At 69.9% G+C, this 22,959-nt stretch carries 15 protein-coding genes; 5 read left to right on the top strand and 10 right to left on the bottom strand.

Going from position 1 to position 22,959, the window contains the following annotated elements; all coding sequences use genetic code 11:
• Positions 1–46: 46 nt before the first annotated feature.
• Together ACZ5Y9_RS04475 and ACZ5Y9_RS04470 are read right to left on the bottom strand one after the other, a co-directional pair.
• Positions 47–5,389: a PKD domain-containing protein gene (locus tag ACZ5Y9_RS04475; RefSeq protein WP_464472402.1), complete on the bottom strand. Its 5,343-nt coding sequence runs from the start codon at positions 5,387–5,389 to the stop codon at positions 47–49.
• A gap of 279 nt (positions 5,390–5,668) precedes the next feature.
• A complete protein-coding gene (locus ACZ5Y9_RS04470) occupies positions 5,669–6,682 on the bottom strand; it encodes a glycosyltransferase family 4 protein (RefSeq protein ID WP_247623495.1) in 1,014 nt (337 codons plus the stop codon).
• A 59-nt stretch (positions 6,683–6,741) separates the two neighbouring features.
• Between ACZ5Y9_RS04470 and ACZ5Y9_RS04465 the strand changes: the two genes are divergently transcribed.
• The gene (locus tag ACZ5Y9_RS04465) at positions 6,742–7,929 is read left to right on the top strand and encodes a DUF1972 domain-containing protein (RefSeq protein ID WP_464472401.1); all 1,188 of its coding nucleotides are present in this window, start codon (positions 6,742–6,744) and stop codon (positions 7,927–7,929) included.
• Here ACZ5Y9_RS04465 and ACZ5Y9_RS04460 read toward each other — a convergent pair.
• Both ACZ5Y9_RS04460 and ACZ5Y9_RS04455 read right to left on the bottom strand, forming a co-directional pair.
• Positions 7,926–9,260, bottom strand: coding sequence for an MATE family efflux transporter (locus ACZ5Y9_RS04460; protein WP_247623497.1), 1,335 nt, complete (start codon positions 9,258–9,260; stop codon positions 7,926–7,928). The two genes, ACZ5Y9_RS04465 and ACZ5Y9_RS04460, sit on opposite strands and share 4 nt — an antisense overlap.
• Before the next feature lie 7 nt (positions 9,261–9,267).
• A complete protein-coding gene (locus ACZ5Y9_RS04455; protein ID WP_247623498.1) occupies positions 9,268–10,650 on the bottom strand; it encodes a tyrosine-protein kinase domain-containing protein in 1,383 nt (460 codons plus the stop codon).
• A gap of 128 nt (positions 10,651–10,778) precedes the next feature.
• Here ACZ5Y9_RS04455 and ACZ5Y9_RS04450 point away from each other — a divergent pair, with 128 nt between their 5' ends.
• Entirely contained in the window at positions 10,779–11,435 is a 657-nt protein-coding gene (locus tag ACZ5Y9_RS04450) for an arsenate reductase/protein-tyrosine-phosphatase family protein (protein ID WP_247623499.1), read from the top strand.
• Between the two features lie 33 nt (positions 11,436–11,468).
• Here the strand turns inward: ACZ5Y9_RS04450 and ACZ5Y9_RS04445 are convergent, their stop codons facing one another.
• The 5 genes from ACZ5Y9_RS04445 to ACZ5Y9_RS04425 form a co-directional block, all read right to left on the bottom strand.
• Complete coding sequence (locus ACZ5Y9_RS04445) at positions 11,469–12,620, bottom strand: glycosyltransferase (protein WP_247623500.1); 1,152 nt, start codon at positions 12,618–12,620, stop codon at positions 11,469–11,471.
• A 97-nt stretch (positions 12,621–12,717) separates the two neighbouring features.
• Entirely contained in the window at positions 12,718–15,432 is a 2,715-nt protein-coding gene (locus ACZ5Y9_RS04440) for a right-handed parallel beta-helix repeat-containing protein (RefSeq protein ID WP_464472400.1), read from the bottom strand.
• A gap of 187 nt (positions 15,433–15,619) precedes the next feature.
• Positions 15,620–16,954 (bottom strand): phenylacetate--CoA ligase family protein, encoded by a 1,335-nt coding sequence (locus ACZ5Y9_RS04435; protein WP_464472399.1) that lies wholly within the window; start codon positions 16,952–16,954, stop codon positions 15,620–15,622.
• The gene (locus ACZ5Y9_RS04430; RefSeq protein ID WP_464472398.1) at positions 16,951–18,000 is read right to left on the bottom strand and encodes a glycosyltransferase family protein; all 1,050 of its coding nucleotides are present in this window, start codon (positions 17,998–18,000) and stop codon (positions 16,951–16,953) included. Before ACZ5Y9_RS04430 ends, ACZ5Y9_RS04435 begins: the two co-directional genes overlap by 4 nt.
• Positions 17,993–18,736: a CDP-alcohol phosphatidyltransferase family protein gene (locus ACZ5Y9_RS04425; protein ID WP_464472397.1), complete on the bottom strand. Its 744-nt coding sequence runs from the start codon at positions 18,734–18,736 to the stop codon at positions 17,993–17,995. Before ACZ5Y9_RS04425 ends, ACZ5Y9_RS04430 begins: the two co-directional genes overlap by 8 nt.
• Positions 18,737–18,833: 97 nt before the next feature.
• Here ACZ5Y9_RS04425 and ACZ5Y9_RS04420 point away from each other — a divergent pair, with 97 nt between their 5' ends.
• The 3 genes from ACZ5Y9_RS04420 to ACZ5Y9_RS04410 all read left to right on the top strand — a co-directional run bounded on the left by ACZ5Y9_RS04420 (position 18,834) and on the right by ACZ5Y9_RS04410 (position 21,754).
• Positions 18,834–19,766 (top strand): glycosyltransferase family 2 protein, encoded by a 933-nt coding sequence (locus ACZ5Y9_RS04420; protein WP_464472396.1) that lies wholly within the window; start codon positions 18,834–18,836, stop codon positions 19,764–19,766.
• A gap of 66 nt (positions 19,767–19,832) precedes the next feature.
• Positions 19,833–20,480 carry a DUF4232 domain-containing protein gene (locus ACZ5Y9_RS04415; RefSeq protein ID WP_247632963.1) on the top strand — a complete coding sequence of 216 codons (648 nt, stop codon included), beginning with the start codon at positions 19,833–19,835 and terminating at the stop codon, positions 20,478–20,480.
• A 14-nt stretch (positions 20,481–20,494) separates the two neighbouring features.
• Positions 20,495–21,754 (top strand): hypothetical protein, encoded by a 1,260-nt coding sequence (locus ACZ5Y9_RS04410; protein ID WP_336641029.1) that lies wholly within the window; start codon positions 20,495–20,497, stop codon positions 21,752–21,754.
• Here the strand turns inward: ACZ5Y9_RS04410 and ACZ5Y9_RS04405 are convergent.
• On the bottom strand, positions 21,708–22,874 hold the full coding sequence (locus ACZ5Y9_RS04405) for a glycosyltransferase (protein ID WP_247623508.1): 1,167 nt from the start codon (positions 22,872–22,874) through the stop codon (positions 21,708–21,710). The genes ACZ5Y9_RS04410 and ACZ5Y9_RS04405 overlap by 47 nt on opposite strands.
• Between the last annotated feature and the right edge of the window lie 85 nt (positions 22,875–22,959).

Raw genomic sequence — 22,959 nt, 5'->3', positions numbered from 1 at the left:
GATGCGGGGAGGGCGAGCGCCTGGCCTGGCCTTCCCCGCACCGTGCCTACTGCGGAACCACCACGGCGATGCGATCGAACGACAGCTTGGTCGCCGGGTTGGTCGACGCCGAGCTGATCGACGTCTTGATCCCGACGCCGCCGGCCGCCTGCAGAGCTGCCGTCGTGTCGGTGCCCTGCAGCTGCCACGCGGTGGGCTCGGGCTGCCCCTCTACCCAGATCTTCGCGGCGATCATGGTCGGGTTCGTGCCCGTGACCGACAGCTTGGTGTGCAGTACCTGCCCGGGCGTGTACGCGGTCGGCAGTACGTAGCTGTTCCCGATCGCGGTCTCGTCGCGCAGGATGTAGAGGCGGATGACCCCGGCCGGCTCGAACCGCACGCGGGCCGAGTAGTTCGAGGTTCCGACCGTGCGTCCGAGCACCGTCACGCTCGCCGTGCCGCCGGTCGAGGCGACATCGGACGAGAACAGCGTGTCGAGCACGATGTTCGTCGCCGAGACACCCAGACGGGCCTCACGGGTCTGCGAGGGCGCCAGAGTCACCGTTCCCTGACCGGCGGCGACGCCGAAGGCGGCGTTACCGCCCGACGTGGCCCAGGCTCCGCCGAGATCCGACGTCCCCCACCCTCCGGTGAGAGTGCGGTTGAACTCGTCGGTCGCGAGCGGCGTCGGTCCTGCCGGCGGGTCGACGGGCGGCGCGGTCACGGTCACGGGAGCCGTGACGGTGTGCGTCGCTCCATCGTCGTCGGTCACCGTGAGCGTCACCGTGTAGGTGCCGGCCGCGGCGTAAGGGTGCGACGCCGTGACGCCGGTACCCGTCGCTCCGTCTCCGAAGTTCCAGGCGTACGACGCGATCGTGCCGTCGGAGTCGCTCGAACCGTTCGCGTTGACGTTGGCCGTGAGGCCCGTCGTCGAAGACACGAACGCGGCGACCGGCGCCTGGTTCGGCGGCGCGACGACCGCACCGGTGACCACCTTGTAGTCGTCGATGCTGATCACGGTCGACACGGTCGAGACCGAACTGACGGCCATCTTCAGCCCCACGGATCCCGCCTGCTGCAGCGCGGCCGTGGTGTCGGTCGTCTGGAGCTGCGGCGTGGTCGGCTCGGTCGTGCCCGTGCGCCACACCTTGAGCGACAGATTGGTCGGCGAAGTTCCCCGCACCGACAGCACGGCCGACAGGCTCTCACCCGCGACGTAGTTGCCGGGCAGCACCACGCTGTTGCCGATCGCCGTCTCGTTGCGCAGCAGGTAGAGGCGGATCACTCCGGTCGACTCGACCTTGATGCGGCCCGAGTAGACGTCGCTCCCGACCTGACGGCCGTTGACCGTTAGGTTGAAGGCACCGCCCGAGGTCGCGTTGCTCGACGAGATCGTCAGCGAGGTGATGGTGTTCGTCGAGCTGACTCCGGCGAGGCGCGCCTCGCGGGTCTGCCCGGCTGCCAGAGCCATCTTGCCCACGCCGCCCACGACCGAGAAGGCCGCAGCCCCGCCGGTGGTCGTCCAGGCGCCTCCGACGTCGGCGCTGCCCCACGAGGCGCTCGCCGACCGTGCGAAGGCGTCGCGGGCGATCACGTCTTCGGTCGAGGCCGGAGCCACGACGACCGACGAGGTCGCCTGGTGCGTCGCACCGCGGTTGTCGGTGACCGTCAGGGTCACGGTGTACGTGCCGGCGGTCGTGTAGGTGTGGCTGGCCGTCGCTCCGGTCGCGGTCGCGTTGTCACCGAAGTTCCAGGCGTAGGCCGTGATCGTGCCGTCGGTGTCCGTCGACCCGCTGCCGTCGGCCGAGACGGTCATGCCGTCCGCACCGCGCACGACGTTGGCCACGGCCTTGGGCGGCACGTTCGCCGCCTCGACCACGATCTGCTGTGTGCTCGTCGCCGAGCCGCCGCGATCGTCCGTGACCGTGAGCGAGACCGCGTAGGTGCCGCTCGCGCCGAAGGTGTGCGCCGCGGTCGCGCCCGTCGCGGATGCTCCGTCTCCGAAGTTCCACGAGTAGCTCGCGATGGTGCCGTCCGGGTCGGCGCTGGCCGAACCGTCGACCGACAGCGCCAGGAACTCGGCACTCGCGGTGAACGCCGATGTCGGCAGCACATTCGGGTTGCGCACGACCACGTCGTGGCTGACCGAGGAGGTCAACGACCCGCTGTCGCGCACCGTCAGAGTGACGGTGTACGTTCCGGCCGTCGTGTATGCGTGGGTCGGCGCGACCCCGCTGCCGGTCTCGCCGTCACCGAAGTTCCAGCTGTAGTCGGCGATCGGCCCTTCGACATCGCTCGAGCTCGAGGCGTCGAAGGCCACCGACAGGTCGGTCGGCGTGGTCGTGAACTGCGCGACCGGGAGTTCGTTGCCCTGTCCGGTCTTACCCAGCTGGTAGTGCTGCAGGATCTGGCTCGCGGACAACGGCGCGGAGTAGATCGCCACTTCGTCGACCGAGCCCACCCAGAACGGGTTGCCCTCCCATGTCGAGTCTCCGCCGACCCGCCAGTATCCGGCGTAGTCCTCGGCGTTGGACACCGAGTTCGACGCGACCAGTTCACCGTCGACGTACAACTGCATGCCGCTCGGAGACTGCTGCGCCACGACATAGTGCCACTGGTTGTCGCGGTAGGTGCTCGGCGCGGTGAGGATGTTCGTCCCCCCGTTGTAGGTGCCGAACTTCAAGCGGCCCACCGTGTCCATGTAGATGTGGCGGTCGTAGTTCGAGCTGGCGTTGGCGTTGTTCGAGTTGCTGTTGCCGAAGCCGACGATCTTGCCACCGCCGGTCGTGGTCGTCTTGAACCAGGTCTCGATGGAGTAGATGTCGGATGCCGCGTACTGACGATCGCTGATCACGTTCTGACGGTTGTTCCAGGTGCTGCCGACGCTCGAGGACGTGAACCGGATCGACTTGTTGGTCACTCCCGCGAGGGCTCCGGTCTCACCGCGCTGGATGGAGGCGTTGCCGCTCGTCTTGTAGCTGCCGGTGCTGCCGTCGCGGCCGGAGTCGGCTGCCACGGTTCCCGTGGTCTCGCCCAGACGCCAGTAGAGGGTCGGGTCGAGGTCGTAGACCGCCTTGCCGTAGGCATCCGCCGGCGCTGCCGGCAGAGCCGACGTGCGACCGGAGGCCACCCAGTGGGCGTCGACGACGTCACGGGTGATCGCGGTGTTGTAGACCGCCACATCGGCGATCCGACCGTTCAGGTACCCCGAGCTGCCGGCCGAGGGCCAGCTGCCCAGCGAGTCGCCGCCGATCCGCCAGTAGCCGGAGTAGCTCTGACCGGTCGTGGTGTCGGAACGCGAACCGACGCGCTTGCCGTCGAGGTACAGCACCATGCCGGACGAGCTCATCGTGCCGACCACGTGGTGCCACTGCCCGTCGTTGAAACCGGCGCCGCTCGTGACCGCCCGGGTGGTGCCCGGGTAGACACCGAACGACACCTGGCCGGTGTTGTTGAGGTAGATGTGCCGGTCGTAGCTGCCGGAGTTGCCGGTGGCGTTGTTACCGAAGCCGACGATCTTGCCGCCACTCGTGCTGGTGGTCTGGAACCAGGCCTCCACCGAGAAGGTGTTGGGTCCGACCTCCGACACCGAGGATGCACCCGTGCCGTTCGAGCCGTTGAACGCCGTCGACGAGGACGCCGCTCCGACGACCTGGCCGGCCTGCCCGCGGGTGGTCCCGCCGGCGAGGGTGACGTCGTTGCCCGCCATCCAGTCGATGCCCGAGGTGCCGGACGCCTCGTTCAGCGGCCAGTAATACTTCGGCTGCGAGTTGAGCACGGCGATGTTGTAGGCGTTCTCGGTGCCGGTCGCGGCCACGGTCGCCGAGGTCCAGTCGGACGTCGTCGAGTTGCCGTTCGGATCGGTGACCTTCACGCGGTACTGGTACGTCTGACCCGCGGTGACCGCGTTGTCGGAGTACGTCAGGCGCGGACGCACCCAGTACGTCGACTCGGCCGTGGTCGTGTAGATCGGCTGCGCGATGTCGCGGCGGAAGACCTCGTAGGTCAGCTTCGCGTTGTCGGCATCGTGGTTGGCCGACCAGGCGATGCGCACCTGACCGGCACGGAAGGACTGCGTGCTGATCTGGTAGGCCCCGCCCTGGATGGTCGGGCCGACCTTGTTCGGCGCGGTCGACGGCTTCGCGAAACGCACGAGGCCCTGCTGGGCGACGCCGCCGACGGCCGTGAACTCACCGCCGTAGATCAGGTACTCGCCGGCACCCGTGACCGACCATCCGGCCTGGTCCATGCCCGAGACCGAGCCCGGCTGCCACTTCGGGTACCAGTGCAGCAGCTTCGCGGCAGGGTTGCCGGTGAAGCTGCGGTAACCGTAGGGGTCGGGCGTGATGGTGCGGTTCGACGGGTTCTTGTCGAACGCCAGCGAGTGGTTGAAGTTCCACGGGTCGAGCTGCGGGAACTCACCGATGTTGCCGCAGTAGTGGGTGTGGGACGCCGTGTAGAGCACGCCCCCGGTCGGGAAGATCGAGTACGTGTCGCCGTGGCAGTCCTCCATCCACGCCATCGATCCGTCGCTCCAGTTCGCACGGAATGCGCCCTCGAAGTCGTCCTCGGTCTTGGAGCCGCCGAAGTCGTAGCCGCTGCCGTACACGCTGTCGCCGTCGGAGGCGAGCGCGTAGATCGATGCGCCGGTGCCGGCGTTGCGGATCACGCTGTTGATCGCCCACGGCAGGCTCTGGCCGGTGACCGCGTCGAGGGCGGCCATGCCGCGCCCGGGGTTGGTCGAGCCGTTGGTCGAGGTGAAGGAACCACCGATGACGACCTTCGACTTGTCGGGCGACACCACCACGGCGCGCACGCCGTAGCCGCCCGCGAGTTGCGGGTTGAAGTCGAGCACGGCACCGGTCGATGCGCTCAGCGCGGCGACACCGGTGCGGGCGACGTTGTTGATGTTGGTGAACTCACCGGTGACGTAGACGGTCGTGTCGGTGGCGACGATGCCCTGCACGATCGTGTTCGTCCCGGGGGTCCAGGTCGAGATGAGCTGCCCGGTCGCGGTGTTGAAGGCCGCGAGACGGTAGCGGTTCTGCCCGTCGACGGCCGTGAACCCGCCGCCGATGTAGAGGCGGGAGCCGTCGGGCGAGACGGCGGCCGCGAGGATGCGACCGTTCACGTTCGGGTTGAACGATGTGTCGAGCACACCCGTGGCGAGGTTGTACGCCAGCAGGTTCGACCGCGCTGTCTCGTTCGTGCCGGCGGCGGCGCCGGCCGGGCGCGCGCTGGTGAACTGGCCACCGGCGAAGACCTTGTTGCCCGCGACGGCCTGAGCCCACACGATGCCGTTGATCTGCACGGTCGGCAGCGGATCGGCGCTCATGGTCGTCGGCAGCGCCGGATCGGTCGGAACCGTATCGGCCTGCGCGGCGGGAGCCGTCAGTGTGGCACCGAGCATCGCTGTCACCAGAACGGTGACGATCCCCAGTGCGATACGACGGAATGGACGTGAATTCGAATCGTGATCGTTTTCGATCGCGTCGAGTCGACGGACTCGCATAGCGCCTCCCCAGGCGGCTGCCGAGTGATCGGCAAAAGAAGTGGATTCCCCCGCGTCCCCCATAGACGCATCCGCGGCAACGATAGCGCACAACCGCGGCGGATACCAGAAGAAGTTTCGCGACGGTTCCGCGACACCCCGGATCAGGCGTCTCGGGCCGGAAAGATCACCCCGGCGTCAGACCAGGATCTGCGCGAGGTGAGCGCACATCTCGTGCGTCGTGAAGCGCTCCTCGACGTCCCGACGCCCCGCCAGCCCCATCTCCGCCGCGCGCTGCGGATCGTCGATCAGGCCGATCAACCGCTGCGCGAGGGCCTCGTCGTCGCCGAGCGGCACGAGATGGCCGGTGCGCCCCTCCGTGACGTACTGCGACATTCCGGGGGTGTCGGTGTTCACGACCGGCCGACCGGTCGCGAAGGCCTCGAGCGTCACCGTCATGCCGGAGACGTGCAGATTGGGCCGGGTCGCGGTGGCGATGACGGATGCCGTCGCATAGAGCTCGTGCAGTTCGCCATGACTCATCCGCTGCACGACCTCGACACCGGCCGGAGCATCCGTCGACGCCGACGACTGGACGATGAGCTCGACGTCCGGGCGCTGCTCGTGCACGCGCGCCAGCGCGCGGAACAGCGTCTGCGGATCGCGGTCGCGGTCGTTGCCGACGCTGACGATGCGCGGGCGATCGGGGTACGGGCGGGGCGAGAAGAACTCGGCGTCGACGCCGAACGGCACCGCGACGATCCGTGGCCCCGCGCTTCCGAAGAGGGCGCGCAGGGGCTCGACCTGCGCCTCGCTGAGCACCCACAGCGTCTCGGCGCCGCGGAGCACCTCGACGAGACGACCGGTGTCGGCTCCGCGCTCGATCATGTCGGTCAGCCAGATCACTCCGGAGGCGAACCGCTCGTAGGGGCTCGCGACCTGCATGCGGAACGCCGCGTTCTCGTCCCACGTGAACGCCGTCTGGGCGCGCGGTCGGGGTCCGATCCCCACGCGCGACCGCAGGCGCGAGAGACGTCCGGGGGCCGGGAGGTCGAGCACCGCGACCGGCGCGTACTCGCACAGACCGTCGAGCCCGTAGGGCCACACGCTCGGCACCTCGCCGGCGGAGTGCCGGCGCTCCCAGCGCGTCACCGACTGCTCGGCAGGGAATCCCCAGATCAGCGGGCGGCGTTCGTGCGGCGGCGTGGACACCGCCCCAGGATAGCCCGCGGTCTTCCGGCGTTGTCGGCCGCCTCGGGCATACTGATGCGATGCAGACCGCCTCCGCTCCGTCGTCGACGTCCCTGCGCATCGCCCTCATCGGCACGCGCGGCATCCCCGCCGCCTACGGCGGATTCGAGACCGCCGTCGAAGAGGTCGGACGGCGCCTCGTCGAACGCGGGCATCGGGTGCTGGTCTACGGGCGCGACGCCGGCACAGCGGGCGACGTGCACCTCGGCATGCGCCGCGTGACCCTGCCGGCGGTGCGTCAGAAGGCGCTCGAGACCCTCAGCCACACGGCCCTGTCGACGGTGCACGCCGTCACCAGGGCCCGACCGGATGCCGCGTTCGTGTTCAACGCCGCGAACTCGCCCTTCCTCCCGCTGCTGCGCGCCCGTCGCATCCCGGTCGCCCTCCACATGGACGGGCTGGAGTGGCGACGCTCGAAGTGGGGCCCGCGCGGCAAGGCGTACTACCGCGCCGCCGAGTCGTTCGGGGTGCGTCAGGCCGACGCGATCATCGCCGACGCCCCCGGCATCGCCGACTACTACGACCACCAGTTCGGTGTCGCGAGCGAGCTGATCCGCTACGGCGCCCCCCTGCTCGACGACGCTCCGTCCGACGGCATCCGCGAACTCGGTCTCGAGCCCGGGGGCTACCACCTGGTCGTCGCCCGCTTCGAACCCGAGAACCACGTCCGCGAGATCGTCGAGGGCTATGCGATGTCGCAGGCCACGAAACCGCTCGTCGTGGTCGGCTCCGCGCCCTACGCCGCGGAGTACACGGCCGCGATCGACCGGATCGCCGCCGCCGATCCACGCATCCGACTGCTCGGCGCCGTCTACGACCAAGACCTCCTCGACGCGCTCTACCACCACGCCTCGACGTACCTGCACGGCCATTCGGTCGGCGGCACGAACCCCTCCCTGCTGCGCGCGATGGGCGCCGGCACGGCCGTGATCGCGTTCGACGTGGTCTTCAACCGCGAGGTGCTCGACGAGCAGGGCTGGTACTTCCGCACGCCGGCGGATGTCGCGGCTGCGGTCGACGCGGCGGAATCGGATGCCGGAGCCGTCGCCGCGGCATCCGCTGCCGTCCGGCGTCGCGCGGCCGATGCGTTCTCGTGGGACGACGTCGCCGCAACCTATGAAGACCTCGCCCGGCGCCTGGCGGCCGGCGACAGCATCCATCCCCTCGCGCGCCGCGCGCACCGCGCGGAGACGGAGTGGCCCGGCTAGACCGCGTCGACCGCGGTCTCGGCCGCGGCATCGGGTTCGCTCTTCAGGAGTCGATCCCGGTGGCGGTGGATGTAGATCGCGTACGGGATCACCTGGCAGACGATCAGCGCGAAGCTCACGCCGAGCAGCGGTCCGACGATGCCGAGCACCGGCGTCAGCACGAGCGAGAGCACGATGCTGACCGCGGCCATCGCCAGGGTCGGGATGACCTGGAAGCGGATGCCGGGTTTGTCCATGATGAACATCCCGAGCGGATACACGGCCGCGGTGAGCATGATCATCGCGCCGAAGGCGAGGATCGTCGAGGTGCGCACGTCGAGTTCGCCCTGGGTGATGAACTCGAACAGCCACGGTGCGATCAGCCAGACGAACGCGGTGGCGGCCGCTACGGCTCCGGCGAAGAGCAGCGAGAGCAGATACGGTCCGCGCTTCAGCTCACCCCTGTGCCGCAGACGGGCGAACTGCGGCCACAGCGCGACGCCCGCGGCCATCACCAGGCCGTTGAGGGCGAAGAACACCTGACCCGTGACACCGTACTCGGCCACGTCGGTCGGCGTTCCGAACTGGGCGAGCACGTAACGCTGCGACCCGACGGCGATCGGGTAGGTGATCATCTGCGCGAGCATCGGCCAGCCGACGTCCATGACCCTCACCCCGGGGATGCTGCGCCAGCGGAACAGCATCCGCAGAGCATCCGGGATCAGCGGCCGCGTCGACCGCGTCACCAGCAGGAAGCCGATGATCGCCGACAGCAGCGAGGCGCCGTACGAGGCGATCGCGAGATACGAATCGAACTCACGCCCGCCGAGGTGGAGCATCAGCCAGACACCACCGAGGGTGACCGGCGAGATGAGGCCCTGCACCAGGATCACCAGGTGGTTGCGCCGCTGCCCGAGCAGGATGCGGAACCACACGCCCAGGGTGATCGACAGGCTGAACAACGTGATGCACAGGAAGGCGGCGAGCGCCGCCCCCGGGATCGCACCGGCGTCGCCGAACAGGGCGCGCCATCCGCCCGTGACGAGCAGCACGGTGTTGATGAGCATGAGTCCGGTCGCGAACATCAGCAGGATGCGGCCGACCGAGGTGACCTGCAGTCGGAGCCGGCGATCGGTGCGGATGTCGTCACTGGTCGCGACGGCGTTCACGAGAACCGCGCCGCTGCCGAGGTCGGTGAACGTCAGCAGCGACGGGATCGTGATGAGCAGCGAGTACAGGGCGTAGTGCTGGATGTCGGTCTCGCCGAGGATCATGCGGGTCGTGATGACCCCGCAGACCAGCGAGACGACCATCGTCAGCGCGCGAGCGCCGAGGGCCAGGAGCGAGTTCATGGCGGTGTCAGCGCGGGGCGCGGGCGGCGAGGCGCGGGCGGACGCCGCGTCTCGGCTCGTCGGTGTAGTACGGGCTCTTCGCCGCGCCGCGCACACCGTTCAGCACGATTCCGAGCACCGGGGTCCTGGTCGACTCGAGCGAACCCAGGGCGCGCGTGAGATCGGCGGCCTTGGTGCGGTTCGAGCGCACGACGAACAGGGTGCCGTCGGCCATCGTCGACAGCCACAGCGCGTCGCTGACCGACAGCACGGGCGCGGTGTCGATGATGACGTAGTCGTAGGAATCGCGCGCCTCGTCGACGATGCGATGCAGTCCGCCGCTCGACAGCAGCTGGCCCGGGTTCGGGGGCTGCGCTCCGGCGGTGAGGATGTCGAGTCCGGGTCTACCCCACTGCTGCACGGCGTCGGCGAGCTCCACGTCGCCGATCAGCACGGTGGTCAGGCCGATCGAGCCCTCGAGCTGGGTGTAGCGGGCGGTGCTCGGGCGGCGCAGGTCGGCCTCGATGAACAGCACCGAGCGCCCTCCCTCGGCGAGGGTCAGGGCGAGTCCGAGGCTCACCGACGACTTGCCCTCCTGCGCCGAGCACGAGGTGACGAGGATGACGCGACGGTTCTTGTCGACGTCGACGAACTTGAGGCTCGCGGCGACCTGCCGCATCGCCTCGGCGACGCGGCCGTCGGGCTGCGAGCGGATGATGCGGGCGATCGTGTGGGTGTCGGATGCTTCGGGGATCTCGCCGAGGAGGGCGACCTCGGTGGCGTCGCTCAGCGTGCGCGCGGTCGTGATGCGGGTGGCCAGAAGCCGTCGGAGCAGCGCGAAGACGACACCGAGCGCGATTCCGGCGACGGCACCCACCATCACGTTCAGGCGGGTGTTCGGGGAGATCGGAACCGTCGGAGTGCGTGCGGCGGAGATCGTGTCGACGCGCACGGCGGGCTCGCCGTCGGCGCTGACCGGAGAGACGCCCGCGACGGCCGTCGCGAGCTCCTGGGCGATCGCGTTCGCGGTCTCGGCCGCGCTCTCGCCACTGGCATCCGTCACCCCGATCTCGATGACGACGGTGTTCAGGGGCACGTTGACGTCGACCCGTCGCGCCAGACGGTTGGCGGTCTCGTCGAGCCCGAGGTCGTCGATCACCGGGTCGAGCACGGTCGGCGACTTCACGAGGAGCGTGTAGGTCTGCACCAGGCTCTGCACGTAGTTCGACCCCTGCACCAGCTCGCTGGTGTTCTCGCCCCGGGTCGGGATCACGATCACCTGCGACTCGGCCCGGTACTCGGGGTCGATGAACTGCGAGTACCCGTATGCGGAACCCGCGCCGAGCACCATCAGCACGACGATCACGATCCAGTGGTTCCTGAGCGACTGGAAATAGTCCTGCAGTGTCATGTGTCCCCGTATCCCCTCGGCACCTCGACGTGCCTCAGTGTCTCGCACGGTGCCTTCCCCGCGACCATTATCACCTATGTTGGAGGATCGGACCGCAGAGATCTCTGCGGGGCACGACGGGGGAACACGTGACGCACAGACTGATCTTCGTCTGCGAGGCGAACATCTGCCGGTCGCCGCTGATGGAGCTGGTGCTCCGCGCGCAGGGCGATGCGGCCGGGTGGCAGATCTCGAGCGCGGGTACCCGCGTGGGGACCGCGGGCAATCGCATGTGCGTGACCTCGGCCGAGATCGCCGAGGCCTCCGGCGATGCCGAGACGCCGATCCTCGCCGCCGGCCACCGCTCGGAGGCGATCGACGCCGAGGCGCTGCGGACCGCCGATCTGATCCTCACCGCCAGTCGCGCCGAGCGCTCGGCGGTCGCCGCCGCCGCACCCGCCGCCCGTTCCCGCGCATTCACCCTGCGCGAGGCGATCCACCTCGGGGTCGAGCCCGTCGATGCCCGTGAGTTCGAGATCATCGCCGAATTCGATGCGGATGCCGCGAGCACCACGGGCCTGGCCCGATACGCCGAGGCGCTCCACGCCCGTCGCGGCTTCACCGCACCGCCGAAGACGAACCGCGCGCTGTTCGGTCGCCGCCGCCGGAACCCGTTCGACATCGCCGACGCGCACCACGACTCGGCGCGCGAGCACCGCGCGATGCTGACCTCGACGTCGGCCGAGGTCGGGCAGTTCCTGCGTCAGGCTGCGGCTTTCCTCGACTCTGCGTCGGGTTCGCGCTGACGTCAGCGGTCTCGGACCCCTGCGCCCTCGATCTCAGCGCCCCCGTGCGAGGTCGCTGAGGAAGGCCGCGATCGTCGCCCGGTACACCTCCGGGGCGAAGCGCTCCTTCGCCCGGTCACGATCGGCGAGCGCCGTCACGCGGAGCGCCGACCAGTCCGCGACGACGCGGGCGAGAGCATCCGCCAGCGCCGAGGCATCACCCGGCGCGACGAACGCGGCCGAGCCGTACGCCCCGACCGCCTCGCGCAGTCCGGGGATCTCGCTCGCCACGACGGGGCGCCCGGCGAGGACACCCTCCACGGCCGTGTTGCCGAAGGACTCGTCCTGGCGGGAAGGCACCACCAGCACGTCGGCCGCTCCGAGCGCCGGCCACACGTCGGACCGGAAGCCGTGGTGCTGCACGAGATGCGCGACGCCCAGCTCGTCGGTGCGACGCCGCAGGGTCTCGTCGTACGCCTCGTTGCCCTCGAAGACGGCCCCGATGAGATCGAGCTCCGCCTCGATCCCGGCGTCGCCGAGGAGAGCGACTGCTTCCACGGCCACGTCGGGGCCTTTGCGGTGGGAGATTCGACCGACGTAGGCGATGCGCAGGCGATCGATCACCGCGCGCGGCTCGGGCACCGAGTCCGGGGAGTCGACCCCGTTGGGGATGAGCGTCGCGCGACGACCGAGCGCCGGGATCACCGAGCCCACCGTGCGCATCGTGAACTCGCTGTTCACGATGATGCGGTGCGCGGCGAGGTGCGGTGCATAGAGCACCGTGTTGACGATGCGGGCGGCGGATGCTTCGGCCTCGTGCACGTGCGTCACGGTCGGCACGCGCAGCAGGCGGCCGACGATGGGCCAGAGCGGCAGCACGATCGTGCTCACGTACAGCGTCCGAGGTCGCAGGCGACGGGTGATCACGACGGCGGCGACGAACCCGCGGATGGCATCGCGCAGGGAGCGCAGCCAGTTGCGCGGGCGGAGAGCCGACTTGCGCAACGCGAAGGTCGGCGGGATCAGGACCTCGACGCCGGCGGCCTGGAGCTCGCCGACCAGCGGCCCCGCCGCGGGAAGCGCGACGACGACCCGCTCGCCCGCGTCGCGCAGACCCCGTGCGCTCTCGAGGAGCATCCGGTCGGAACCGAACAGTTCCCAGCCGGCGTGCACGAGCAGATGCGGGCGGCGGGTGTCGGCTGTCACCCGACCATTCTGCACGGCACGGCCGCTCGGCGCGCCCCTACCACCCATCCGCCCGCCGCATCCCGGACGCGGCGGGCGGATTCGGTGGGGGTGGGTGTCAGCGGCCGCTGCCCAGCAGCACGGTGCCGCTGCCGACCCCGAGAAGGGTCGCAGCCGCGCCGGTGAGCGGACGCGCGATGCCGCTGTTGGCGGCGATCTCGTCGGCCATGCCCGAGAAGGGCTCGGCGGTGGTGGTCATCGCATTGCGCCATCCGGTGTTCTTCGCCGAGGCGAGCGCGAGCGGCGTCGAGAACGTCTCGTAGACGTTGCCCGAGCCACCCCAGGTGACCATCGACGGTCCGCCCTTCGAACTGCTGAAGAGGTTCGCGTCGATCGTGAGGTTCCACGTGTCGACGGCCCGCCCGGTCTGGGTGTCGTGAGCGAAGATCGCCCGCGGTCCGCCCGCGCCGAACACGTTGTTGCGGATCGTGATGTTGCGGGTGATCCACGTCACCGTCGGGTCGGCACCGGTCACGCGCGGGTCGCGTCCGACCTTGTGGGTGGCCTGACGTCGCTCGTCCTGCATGAGGTTGATGTCGTGCCGGGAGTTGTTGCCGAGGTCGTTGTTCGTGATGAGCACGCCCTCCGAATCGAAGATCCGGATGCCCTCCTTGTTGTCGAACGTCTGGCTGCGGGCGATCGTGACCTTCGACGAGAGCTCGGCGTGGATGCCGATCTCGGTGTTGTCGTTCGACGTGACGTCGACGATGTTCACGTCGTAGCAGGACTCGTCGAACCAGGTTCCGCTGCCGACGTTGCGGCTCGTGTCGACGTTGGTCATGTCGACCCCGCGGGAGCGCGTGACCTTGATACCACCGGCGACGGGCGAGCCGTTGAAGCGCTCGTTGTTGTTGTCGGTGATGAGCGAGTCCGACACGGTCGAGTCGTACGCCGTGGTCAACGACATGCCGAGCAGACCGTTGCGGCGGATCGTGAGGTTGTCGACCGTGGCACGGTCGTTGCCCACGAAGAGTCCGATCGTGGCGTTGTCCTCGATGACCAGATCGCGAAGCGTGACCCCGACGTTGTGCATGCGGATGGTGCCGAGCACGTCGTACGAGGTCGCGTAGCGGCGGACGCCGAGGCCCTTGAGCTGCGAGTTCGCGGAGCGCACGTTGAACGCCTGCCCGAGATCGCTGGCCCGCACCTGCTTACCGCTCGGGTCGGTACCGAGGATCAGTCGGTCGGCTGCGTAATCGACCGCGAAGGTGCCGGCTGTGACCTGGGATGCCGAGGCCACCTGCTTCTGCGCCACCCCGTCGATGAAAAGCATGTCGGGGTGGTTGGCCATGGGGTAGTTCGGGTCGACGAACCAGCTCGCGTTGCCGTTGAGCATGTCGTCGTCGAACTCCGCGGTCCATCCGCCGCTCACCCACGACGATCCGGACTTCGTCCAGGACGTCACCCGGGTCGATCCGTCGAACCAGACCGCCTCGCCCGGGTAGGCCTGGATGGTCATGGTCTTGTTGAAGGGCACCTCGACGGACTCGTGGTACTCCCCGGCGCGCACGACGATCGTCGAGCCGGCGGGAGAGGAGTCGACCGCCTTCTGCACGCTGCGGTACGGCGCCGCCGCGCTGCCGTTCTGGGTCTGCGACGTCGACGAACCGTTGACGAACACGGCCCCCTGCGGCACGGCGTACGACGCGGTGCCGACCGGGGCTGAACCGCGGGCCTCGAGACCGGTGCCCGGCTGGGGCTGCGGCTCCGGCTGAGGCTCCGGCTCGGGCTGGGGGTGGGGCTCGGGCTGCGGTTCCGGTTCGGGCTGAGGTTCCGGTTCCGGCTGCGGTTCCGGCTGGGGCTCGGGCTCCGGGTCGGTCACGACCTCGCTGCTCAACGGTCCCGTGGCGACCGTGGCCTCGAGGGCATCGATCTGCAGCGCCGATGCCGAGGCGCCGCTGCTGGAGGCATAGCCCCACAGCGCGAATCCACCGGCTCCGCCGATCTTGCTCGATGAGGTGTCGGTGACGGTCAGCTGCGGTGCACCGGGAGTGGTGCCCTTCGGCGTGAGGCGGGCCTCGAAGCTGACGGCATCCGTTCCGGTGACGGTCGCGTCGAACGTGTACCAGGAATCACCGAGGATGCTCAACGGCACCGACGCCGACTTCAGCTCGGTGTCCTTGCCGCCCTGGGTGCGCAGCACCGAGAGCTGCACCTGCCCCTTCGCGTCGGTGAGCAGGCGCACACGGTACGAGGCGCCGTCGCTCTGCACGCGGGTCGTATAGGCGTAGTAGCCCCGCCCGCCCGTCGACGACAGGCGCACGTCGGCGGAGAGCCGCACGTCCTTCGCCTGGACGGCGCGAGGGGTGAGGTAGGCGGATTCGCCGGGCTTCAGCGCGATGGTCGCCGCGCCGTCGGCGACGCTCGCGACACCCGCACGCGACGACCACGAGGTGTAGGCCAGCCCGTTGTCGGAGCTGCCCCACCCCGCGGGCGAGGTGCGCTCGAAGTCGTCGGCGAGCAGCACGGTCGGTGCCGCTGCCGCCGCGCTGCGGGTTTCGGGCGCGGGAGCATCCGTGGCCGGGGAGTCGCCGGGGGCGGGATCGGGTGACGCCGGATCGGGGGCCGGCACCTCGCTCGCGCTCGGCTGCGGCTCCGGCGACGGGGCCGGGGTCTCGGTCGTCGTCGGCTCGGGTGCCGGGGTCTCAGCCGCCGAGGCGGGAGCGCCGACCAGGCCGAGCAGCAGCGTCACGGCTGCGACCGCAGCGGTGGCACCGGTGGTCGCCAGACGAGGGGAGGGATCGGGACGGTGATGGTGACGTCGAAGACGCAACAGGGTTCTCCTAGGGGTTTCAGCCCGCGTACACCGCGCCCCTCCAACTTGCCCCCTCCGGGCGAGATGGTGTGCAGTATCGGTACGCACCGCCTACCCGGAGGGCGGCGGCCAGGGGTCAGTGTACACACGCCTACTGGAAGATCGTTGCGAAACTGAAATATATCGGAAGCCCGACGGGCCGGAATCAGGCCGGTGGGACCGGCGCTGCGCTGCGGATGAAGCGCATCTTGCCGCCCACCTGCGGGATGCTCTCGACCCGCTCCACCGCCACCGGAACCAGGCCCTTGGTGGCGAAGCGCAGCTTCGCGGCGGCCGCGTCGATCCCGGCCTGCGCATCCGGCGCATCGCTCGGGATGCAGCGGAGGGTGACGGCGTAGTCGGCCTCCTGCACGATCTCGAACTGCCGGATCGACAGCGGCGCATCGTCGAAGATGTGGCCGAGCGCACCCGCGATCGTCGTGCCGTCGGGCAGGCGCACGGCATCCGACGACCGGCCGGAGATCGCGCCCAGTCTCGGCAGGCCGCGCCCGCAGGCGCAGGTGCCGGGCAGGTAGCTGCTGATGTCGCCGAGGCGGTAGCGCACCACCGGGAACACCCGGTTGCTCAGGTCGGTGACGACGACCTCGCCCTCGACGCCGTCGGGCACGGGAGCATCCGCGGCGTCCACGATCTCTATCCGCCGCACGTCCGCGAACACGTGCAAGCCGCTCTGGTGACTGCATTCCCCCGCCATCCAGGGGATCTCGGCCGAGCGGTAGTGGTCGTAGCAGGGGGCGCCGAAGGCCGTCTCGATCTCGGCGCGCGTGCCGGGGGTGAGCGGAGCCGCGGTCACCGCGATCGCACGAGGCGGATGCACCTCCAGCCCCAGACGCCGCAGGCGGCGCACGGTGTCGAGCACCCCGCCGCCGTAGCCGATGAGGAACCGCGGCTTCACCCGGTTCCAGTCGCGGGCGAACTGCGACACCGCCTCATCCGTGATCTGGAAGGCGTCGAGCTGCACGCGCCGCGAGGGCAACCACCCGAGATCGTGCCGCAGCCGCGCGGCTCCCGTGAGCACGTGCCGGGTGACGATGCCGCGGTCGTCCCAGGGCGTCACGCCCCACCACTCGAACAGCCGCCACTCGAGCGCCCGCGCCGGAAAGCGCAGATCGCGCAGCAGATGCAGCGGCAGCCCCGTGCTGCCGCCCGTCTTCGACACCACACTGGTGCGCTGGTCGGCCTCATCGGTACGGATGGCGTCGAAGTTCTCGCGCAGCATGGCCTTGTCGACGATCGGCAGCGACGAGAACGATGCGGGGTCGCGCAGGTCGTCGTCGGAGAACCCGTGCGACGAGTAGAGGTCGCGATAGAAGGGGCTGTGCGCGAAGGCGAACCGCGCGTGCTCCGCCGACCGACGCGCACTGATGTCGGCGATCTCCTCGGGTGCGAGCGCGTCCATCTGCAGGAACGCCCGGTAGGCCTCTATGCTCGACCGTCCGCCGATCGCGGTCTTCAGGCGGAACGCCGCCTCGCGGATCACGCGTCCACCCCCCGGGGCTTCGCGCCGAGCCAGCGGCTGCGCAGCGCCGCCCGGTAGGCGGCCGCGTGCGAGGCCCCGGCATCCGCCCATTCCCGGCGCGAGAGATCCGGCCGCTCGGCCTCGATCCGCCGCACCGCGCGCAGCGCCTCGAGCAGCGCGCGGCCGTCGACCTCGCCCTCGTACATCTGCACCCACTCCGCGCCCACTTCGGCGGCGAGCGCCTCGTTCGGCTCGTTGCGCGGCACGAGCACCGGCCGGTCGAGCGACAGGGCCGCGAGCACGCTGCCGGAGTTGTGCATGAAGCGATAGGCGAGCACGACCAGCTCGGATGCCGTGACCAGCTCGACCAGCTCGGCATCACTGAGGAACGCGAGCTGCAGCGTCACCCCGGGCAGCCCCTCGACCTGCGCGAGCAGATCATCGGCCAACTCCTGCGTCGAGGCCTTCCCGCCGATCGTCATGCTGAGCTCGCGATCATCTCCGCGGGCCTCGGCGTAGGCATCCACGAATCCCGAGACGCCCTTGTACCGGCGCACGCCGCCGAAGGTTCCGAGGCGCCCGCGCACCCGGTCGGCGCGGGGCTGCGGCGCGTACCAGTCGCGATAGTGCCCGTGAAGGATGACCGAGCGCGCGGTGCCCTCCGGCAGCAGCGTGGTCTCGTTCAGGACGATCCGGTGATCGGCCTGGTGCTCGATGCGTCGCAGCAGCCACAGCCGGGCGGCGTTGTCGTCGGGAAGCTCGAGGTTGTGCACGGTGCGCACGACGGCGATCCGCCGGGAGAGCGAATGCCGCAGCGAAAGCAGCGCGGTCAGCACGTACTTGCCCACCGACGACACGGCACTCCCGCCGTGCAGCTTCACCTCGGGCCAGTGCCAGTGGAAGACGTCGTAGCGGCCGAGGATCGCGCCGCGCCAGGAGAAGCGGAGGTGCTCGACCTCGTCGGAGTCGGCGAGTGCCCGATCGAGCATCGTGATGTAGGGGTTGGTCGTCACTCGCGGCGCCCCGAAGGACTGCATGACGCGCACGGGCCCCGGGCGCTCAGCCATCGGCCTGCAGGCCCTTGATCGAGCGGTGCCAGCGCAGTGCGGCGAGCAGCAGGAGCAGCGCATTGATCGCGGCGAGCGCCGTGTAGATCACCACGAAGCCCTGCTGCCACCACAGCAGCGCGAAGGCGAGGCAGAGGAATCCGTAGTCGCTGGGGATCACCGCGAGCGAGTACAGCGAGCCGGAGCGCCAGGCCTCGCGCGGCGCCTCCTCGGTCTCGGCCGGGGACTGGAGCCGGTGGATGCGCCGCAGGAAGTCGGCGGCGATGATGCCGAAGAAGAACGTGTTCGCGATCGCGGCGAACGCCAGCGGTACGAGCAGCCACAGGTCGTCGAGATCGTAGAACCGGAACCAGCACACGAGCACGGCGAGATGGATCGTCGCGAGCTTGAGCGAGTCGAAGAAGTGGTCGAGCCACTCCCCCGCGAGCGAGCCCGTTCCGGTGAGACGCGCGAGCTGCCCGTCGGCCGAGTCGAGCGCGTAGCCGAGCACGAGCAGCGCCGCCACCAGCACCGACGACCAGACCGTCGGCGCGAGCAGCGCGATCAGCGCCACCCCGGTCAGGGTGCACAGCGCGCTCACGATGGTGACCTGCGACGGGGTCATCCCCCACGCGTAGGCCGTCGCCGCGAGCGGGCGCCCCAAAGGCCGGTTCACGTAGCGCGAGTATGCCGCCGCGCCCTTCGATGATTTCTGCGCCTGTTTCAGACGCAGCATCGCCCCACGAATCTCTGACACGACATCTCCCCAGGTGGCGTCAAATGTAGCCTTCACTATAGCCACAGGTGCCCTCGCACGGGTCCGTGGGTTTCGTGACGACGGGGAGGATGCACGAATGGACGAACGACGGATGCTGGGGATCATCGTCGTCAACTACGCCTCGGCGGGCCTTCTCGCCGAGAACCTGACCGCGACGGCTGCGGCGGTGCCGGACGCGCGGATCGTCGTCGTCGACAACCGCTCGACACCGGAGGAGCGCGCACGCGTCGAGGCCCTGAGCGTCGCGAACGGGTGGCGGCTCGTGCCGATGGACGACAACGCGGGGTTCGGCGGCGGAGTGAACGCCGGAGCCGCCGTGGCGTTCGACGAGCTCGGGGTCACCGACATCCTGCTCCTGAATCCGGATGCCCGGATCGACGGTCGCTCCGTCACCGCACTGGCCGCGGCGACCGCGGAGGGGCCCAGCGTCGCCTCGCCGCGCGTCGAGGACGCCGCGGGCCGGGTGTGGTTCGCCGGCATGGACGTGTACCTCGACGACGGATCGATGGGCGGGCCGCGTCGCCGCCGCGAGCACCCGGACGCCCGGCGCCTGCCCTGGCTCAGCGGAGCCTGCCTGTGGTTCACCCGCGAGGCGTGGGACCTCACGGACGGCTTCGACGACGCGTACTTCCTGTACTGGGAGGACGTCGACATCTCGGTGCGTGCCGCCCGCGCGGGGGCGCGCCTGCTCGTCGTCGACGACGCTCTGGCGGTGCACGACGAGGGCGGCACGCATCGCGCGAGAGCCCAGCGACCGGAGGCGAAGTCCGAGCTGTACTACTACTACAACATCCGCAACCGGCTGCTCTTCGCGGGTCTGCTGCTCGACGGAGCGGATGCCGAGGCCTGGTCGCGCACCGCCTGGAGCAATGCACGCCAGGTTCTGCTGCGCGGGGGACGCCGGCAGTTCCTCCGCCCGATCGCTCCGCTGCGCGCGGCGTGGCGCGGTGTGCGCGACGGACGACGACTTCTTGCACAGGCTGGTTCGCAGCGGGGGCCCGCGGTCTAAACTCTCATCACCGGCCGCCGCCACTGCGGCGCCGGATGGGGAGACACGGGGAGCAGGGGGTCTGCGATGGACGCAACCGAAGAGACGCAGCCGAATCGTCGGCGCGTGTGGATCACACTGTCGGCATTGGTCGTGGTGATCGCGCTCGCGGTCCTGGGCGCGATCTTCGTGCCGCCGCTACTCGCCGGAACGCCGAGCACCGAGCCTTCGGCATCCGCCACTCCCACCACTCCTCCGCGCGACATCGTCGATCCCGATGCCCCGCGACCGACGCAGACGCCGACGCCCGCGGCCGGCGCGACCGACGAGCCCTTCGCCGAGCTGAGCCCGGTCGCCCCCGACCAGACGATCGTCACCGAGGAGGGCATCGAGATCTCGCTGTCGTCGCTGCAGGCCGTCGACGGTCAGGCCACTCTCGCGGGCGAGACCTCCGGTCCCGCGATCCGCGCGACCGTGCGCATCACGAACACCGGCGACGAGCCGCTCGACCTCGAGTACGTGGCGGTCAACGCCTACATCGGCGAGGATCGTGCACCGGCCGGCACGCTGACGCAGCCCGGCGGCGCACCGTTCGAGGGCACCGTGGAACCCGGTGACTCCGCCGAGGGCACCTACCTGTTTTCGGTGCCCGAGGCCGACCGCGACGACGTCACCCTGACCGTGGACTACCTCTTCGGCGCCAAGGTCGCCGTGTTCCGCGGAGACCTGCGCTGATCGGCGCACCCGGCATGGGGCGCGCCGAGCAGTACACGACCACCTCGATCGTCGCGGCGGCCGCTGCGGCAGCGACCGCGGTCCGGTACCAGTTCGGGCCGGGCGTGAGCCTCTCGCTGATCGCCGCCGTCGTGCTGCTGCCGGTGTGGTGGCACGTGCTGGCGAGGTTCCGCTTCGCACGCCTGCTGCTCGCCCTCGCCGCGATCGCCGCCGTGTGGGGCGGGGTGCTCACGCTGTTCGAGACCATGCGCCCGGTGTCGACGAGCCTGCTGCTCGAGCAGACGTTCACGTTGCTCTCGCTCGCCGGCGGTATCGGAGTGCTGCTATGGGCGCGCACGCAGATCGGTCTCGGTGGCACCGCCGTGGCGTTCGGCGTCGGGGCGTTGGCGAACGTGGTTCTCACGGGCGGCAACTCGGCGAACCTCTGGAAGTACTCGCTCGCGGTGCCCGTGATCATCATCGTGCTCGGTCTCACCGCGATGAGCGGACGGCGGTGGCTCGACCTGCTCGCGCTCGGGGCGCTCGCCGTGGTGTGCCTGGCGTCGGACTCCCGATCGATGACCTCGTTCCTGCTGCTGGCCGCCGTCATCGTGCTGTGGCAGATGTTCATGCCGCCGGGAACCCGGCGGCCTCGCCCGTTGCAGACTCTCGTACTGCTCGGCGTGCTGAGCCTCGCAGCCTTCAGCCTGCTGCAGGCGCTGATCCTGGAGGGGGCGCTCGGCGACGCCGCCCAGCAGCGCACCCAGGCGCAGATCGACACCTCCGGGTCGCTCATCGCCGGCGGACGCCCCGAACTCGGAGCGGCGACCGCGCTCGTCGCCGAGCGGCCGCAGGGGTTCGGCAGCGGAGTGCTCCCCGTCTCGCACGACGTGTGGATCGCGAAGACCGGCATGAGCGAGCTGAACTACGACCCCGACAACGGCTACGTCGAGGGATACATGTTCGGCGGCCAGTACGAGGTGCACTCGGTGGTCGGCGACCTGTGGCTGCGCTTCGGCCCGGTCGGGGCGATCTTCGCCGTCGCGCTGATCGGGTGCGCGATCTACGCCGTCGCGCGCAGCGTCTCGGTCAAGGCCGCCGCCGGGATCGCGGTGTGGCTCGTGCTGCTCGGCGCCTGGGACACGTTCTTCAGCCCGCTGCTGACGTCGTCGCGCACCCTGGCACTGCTCTTCGCGCTCACGGCGATCCCGGTGGCGCGGCTGGCATCCCGTCGCGAGGCGAGCGGGGTCAGAGCTCGCCCGGACGCATCGCCTCTTCGTCGATCGCGCGGATGATGCGCAGCGTGGCGGTGTCGGGTTTCGGCTCGCCGCTCTGCCCTCGGCGTCGGGGCGCGTAGACCACCAGCGAGTGGAACAGGAACCGCGCGAAGAACGCGACGATCAGCGAGAGCCCCGTCGCGAGGACGCTCGAGATGTGCCAGGTCTCGACCATCAGCGCCATCACCGGGATGCGCAGCGCCGCCTCGATGCTGTTGAACGCGAACGACGCCGCGAAACGCTGCCACACCCCGCGGGCATTCGTGCGCATGTCGGCGAAGACGAACCGCTCCTGCAGCAGGAAGTTGCCGACGATCGTGACGACCGCCCCGATGATCGCCGCCCAGATGTACGGCACGCCGGCCGCCGTCAGCAGCCACATGATGGCGAGGTTCGCGACAGCGCCCACCGCGCCGATCAGGGCGAACAGCGACATCTTGCCGAAGCGCAGCCGAGCGAGATGCGCGATGAACGTGCCGCCCTGGCGCAGGCTCGCCTTGGAGGTGCCGTGGCGCCGCTCCGCGAATTCCATCGGCACCTCGGCGATGCGCAGATCGGTGCGCGCGAGGATCTCGAGCAGGATCTTGAAGCCCTGCGGCTGGAGCGTCGAGAGGTCGAGGCGACTCCGGTCGACGAGGAAGAACCCGGTCATCGGGTCGGTGCTGCGGGCGAGGCGGATCGGGAACATGGCCCGCGTCAGCCAGGTGGCCGCGCGCGAGACGCCGAAGCGCACCGCGGTGCCGAGCCCACTCGTGTCGCCACCACCGATGTAGCGCGAGGCGGCGACGACGTCGGCATCGCCCTCGGCCTGCCGGGCGAGCAGGACGGGCAGGAGTTCGGGAGGATGCTGCAGGTCGCCGTCCATGACGATGCAGAGATCGGATGCCGCGGCCTCCAGGCCGACCACGACGGCACCGCCGAGCCCACCCGTGTTCTCGACCCGATGGATCACGCGCACGGGCAACGGAGCATCCGCGGCGACCCGCGCGACCTCGTCGGCGGTGTCGTCGCTGCTGTCGTCGACGAAGAGGATCTCGGCGTCGTACCCCGTCAGCGCGGCGGCGGTGCGGGCGACGAGCTCGGCGACGTTCTCGCGTTCGTTGAAGGTGGGCACGATGACCGTGACCTTCGTGTCCATGTCGCCCCCTCTGCGCGCGCCGCTGTGCGGCATCTCATCGTGCCACGGGTTCCTATGCGCTCGAAACCTGACCTCGCCCTGCCGC

The organism is Microbacterium sp. T3-8 (genome assembly GCF_055398145.1).
This window is presented reverse-complemented; position numbering and strand designations above follow the sequence as displayed.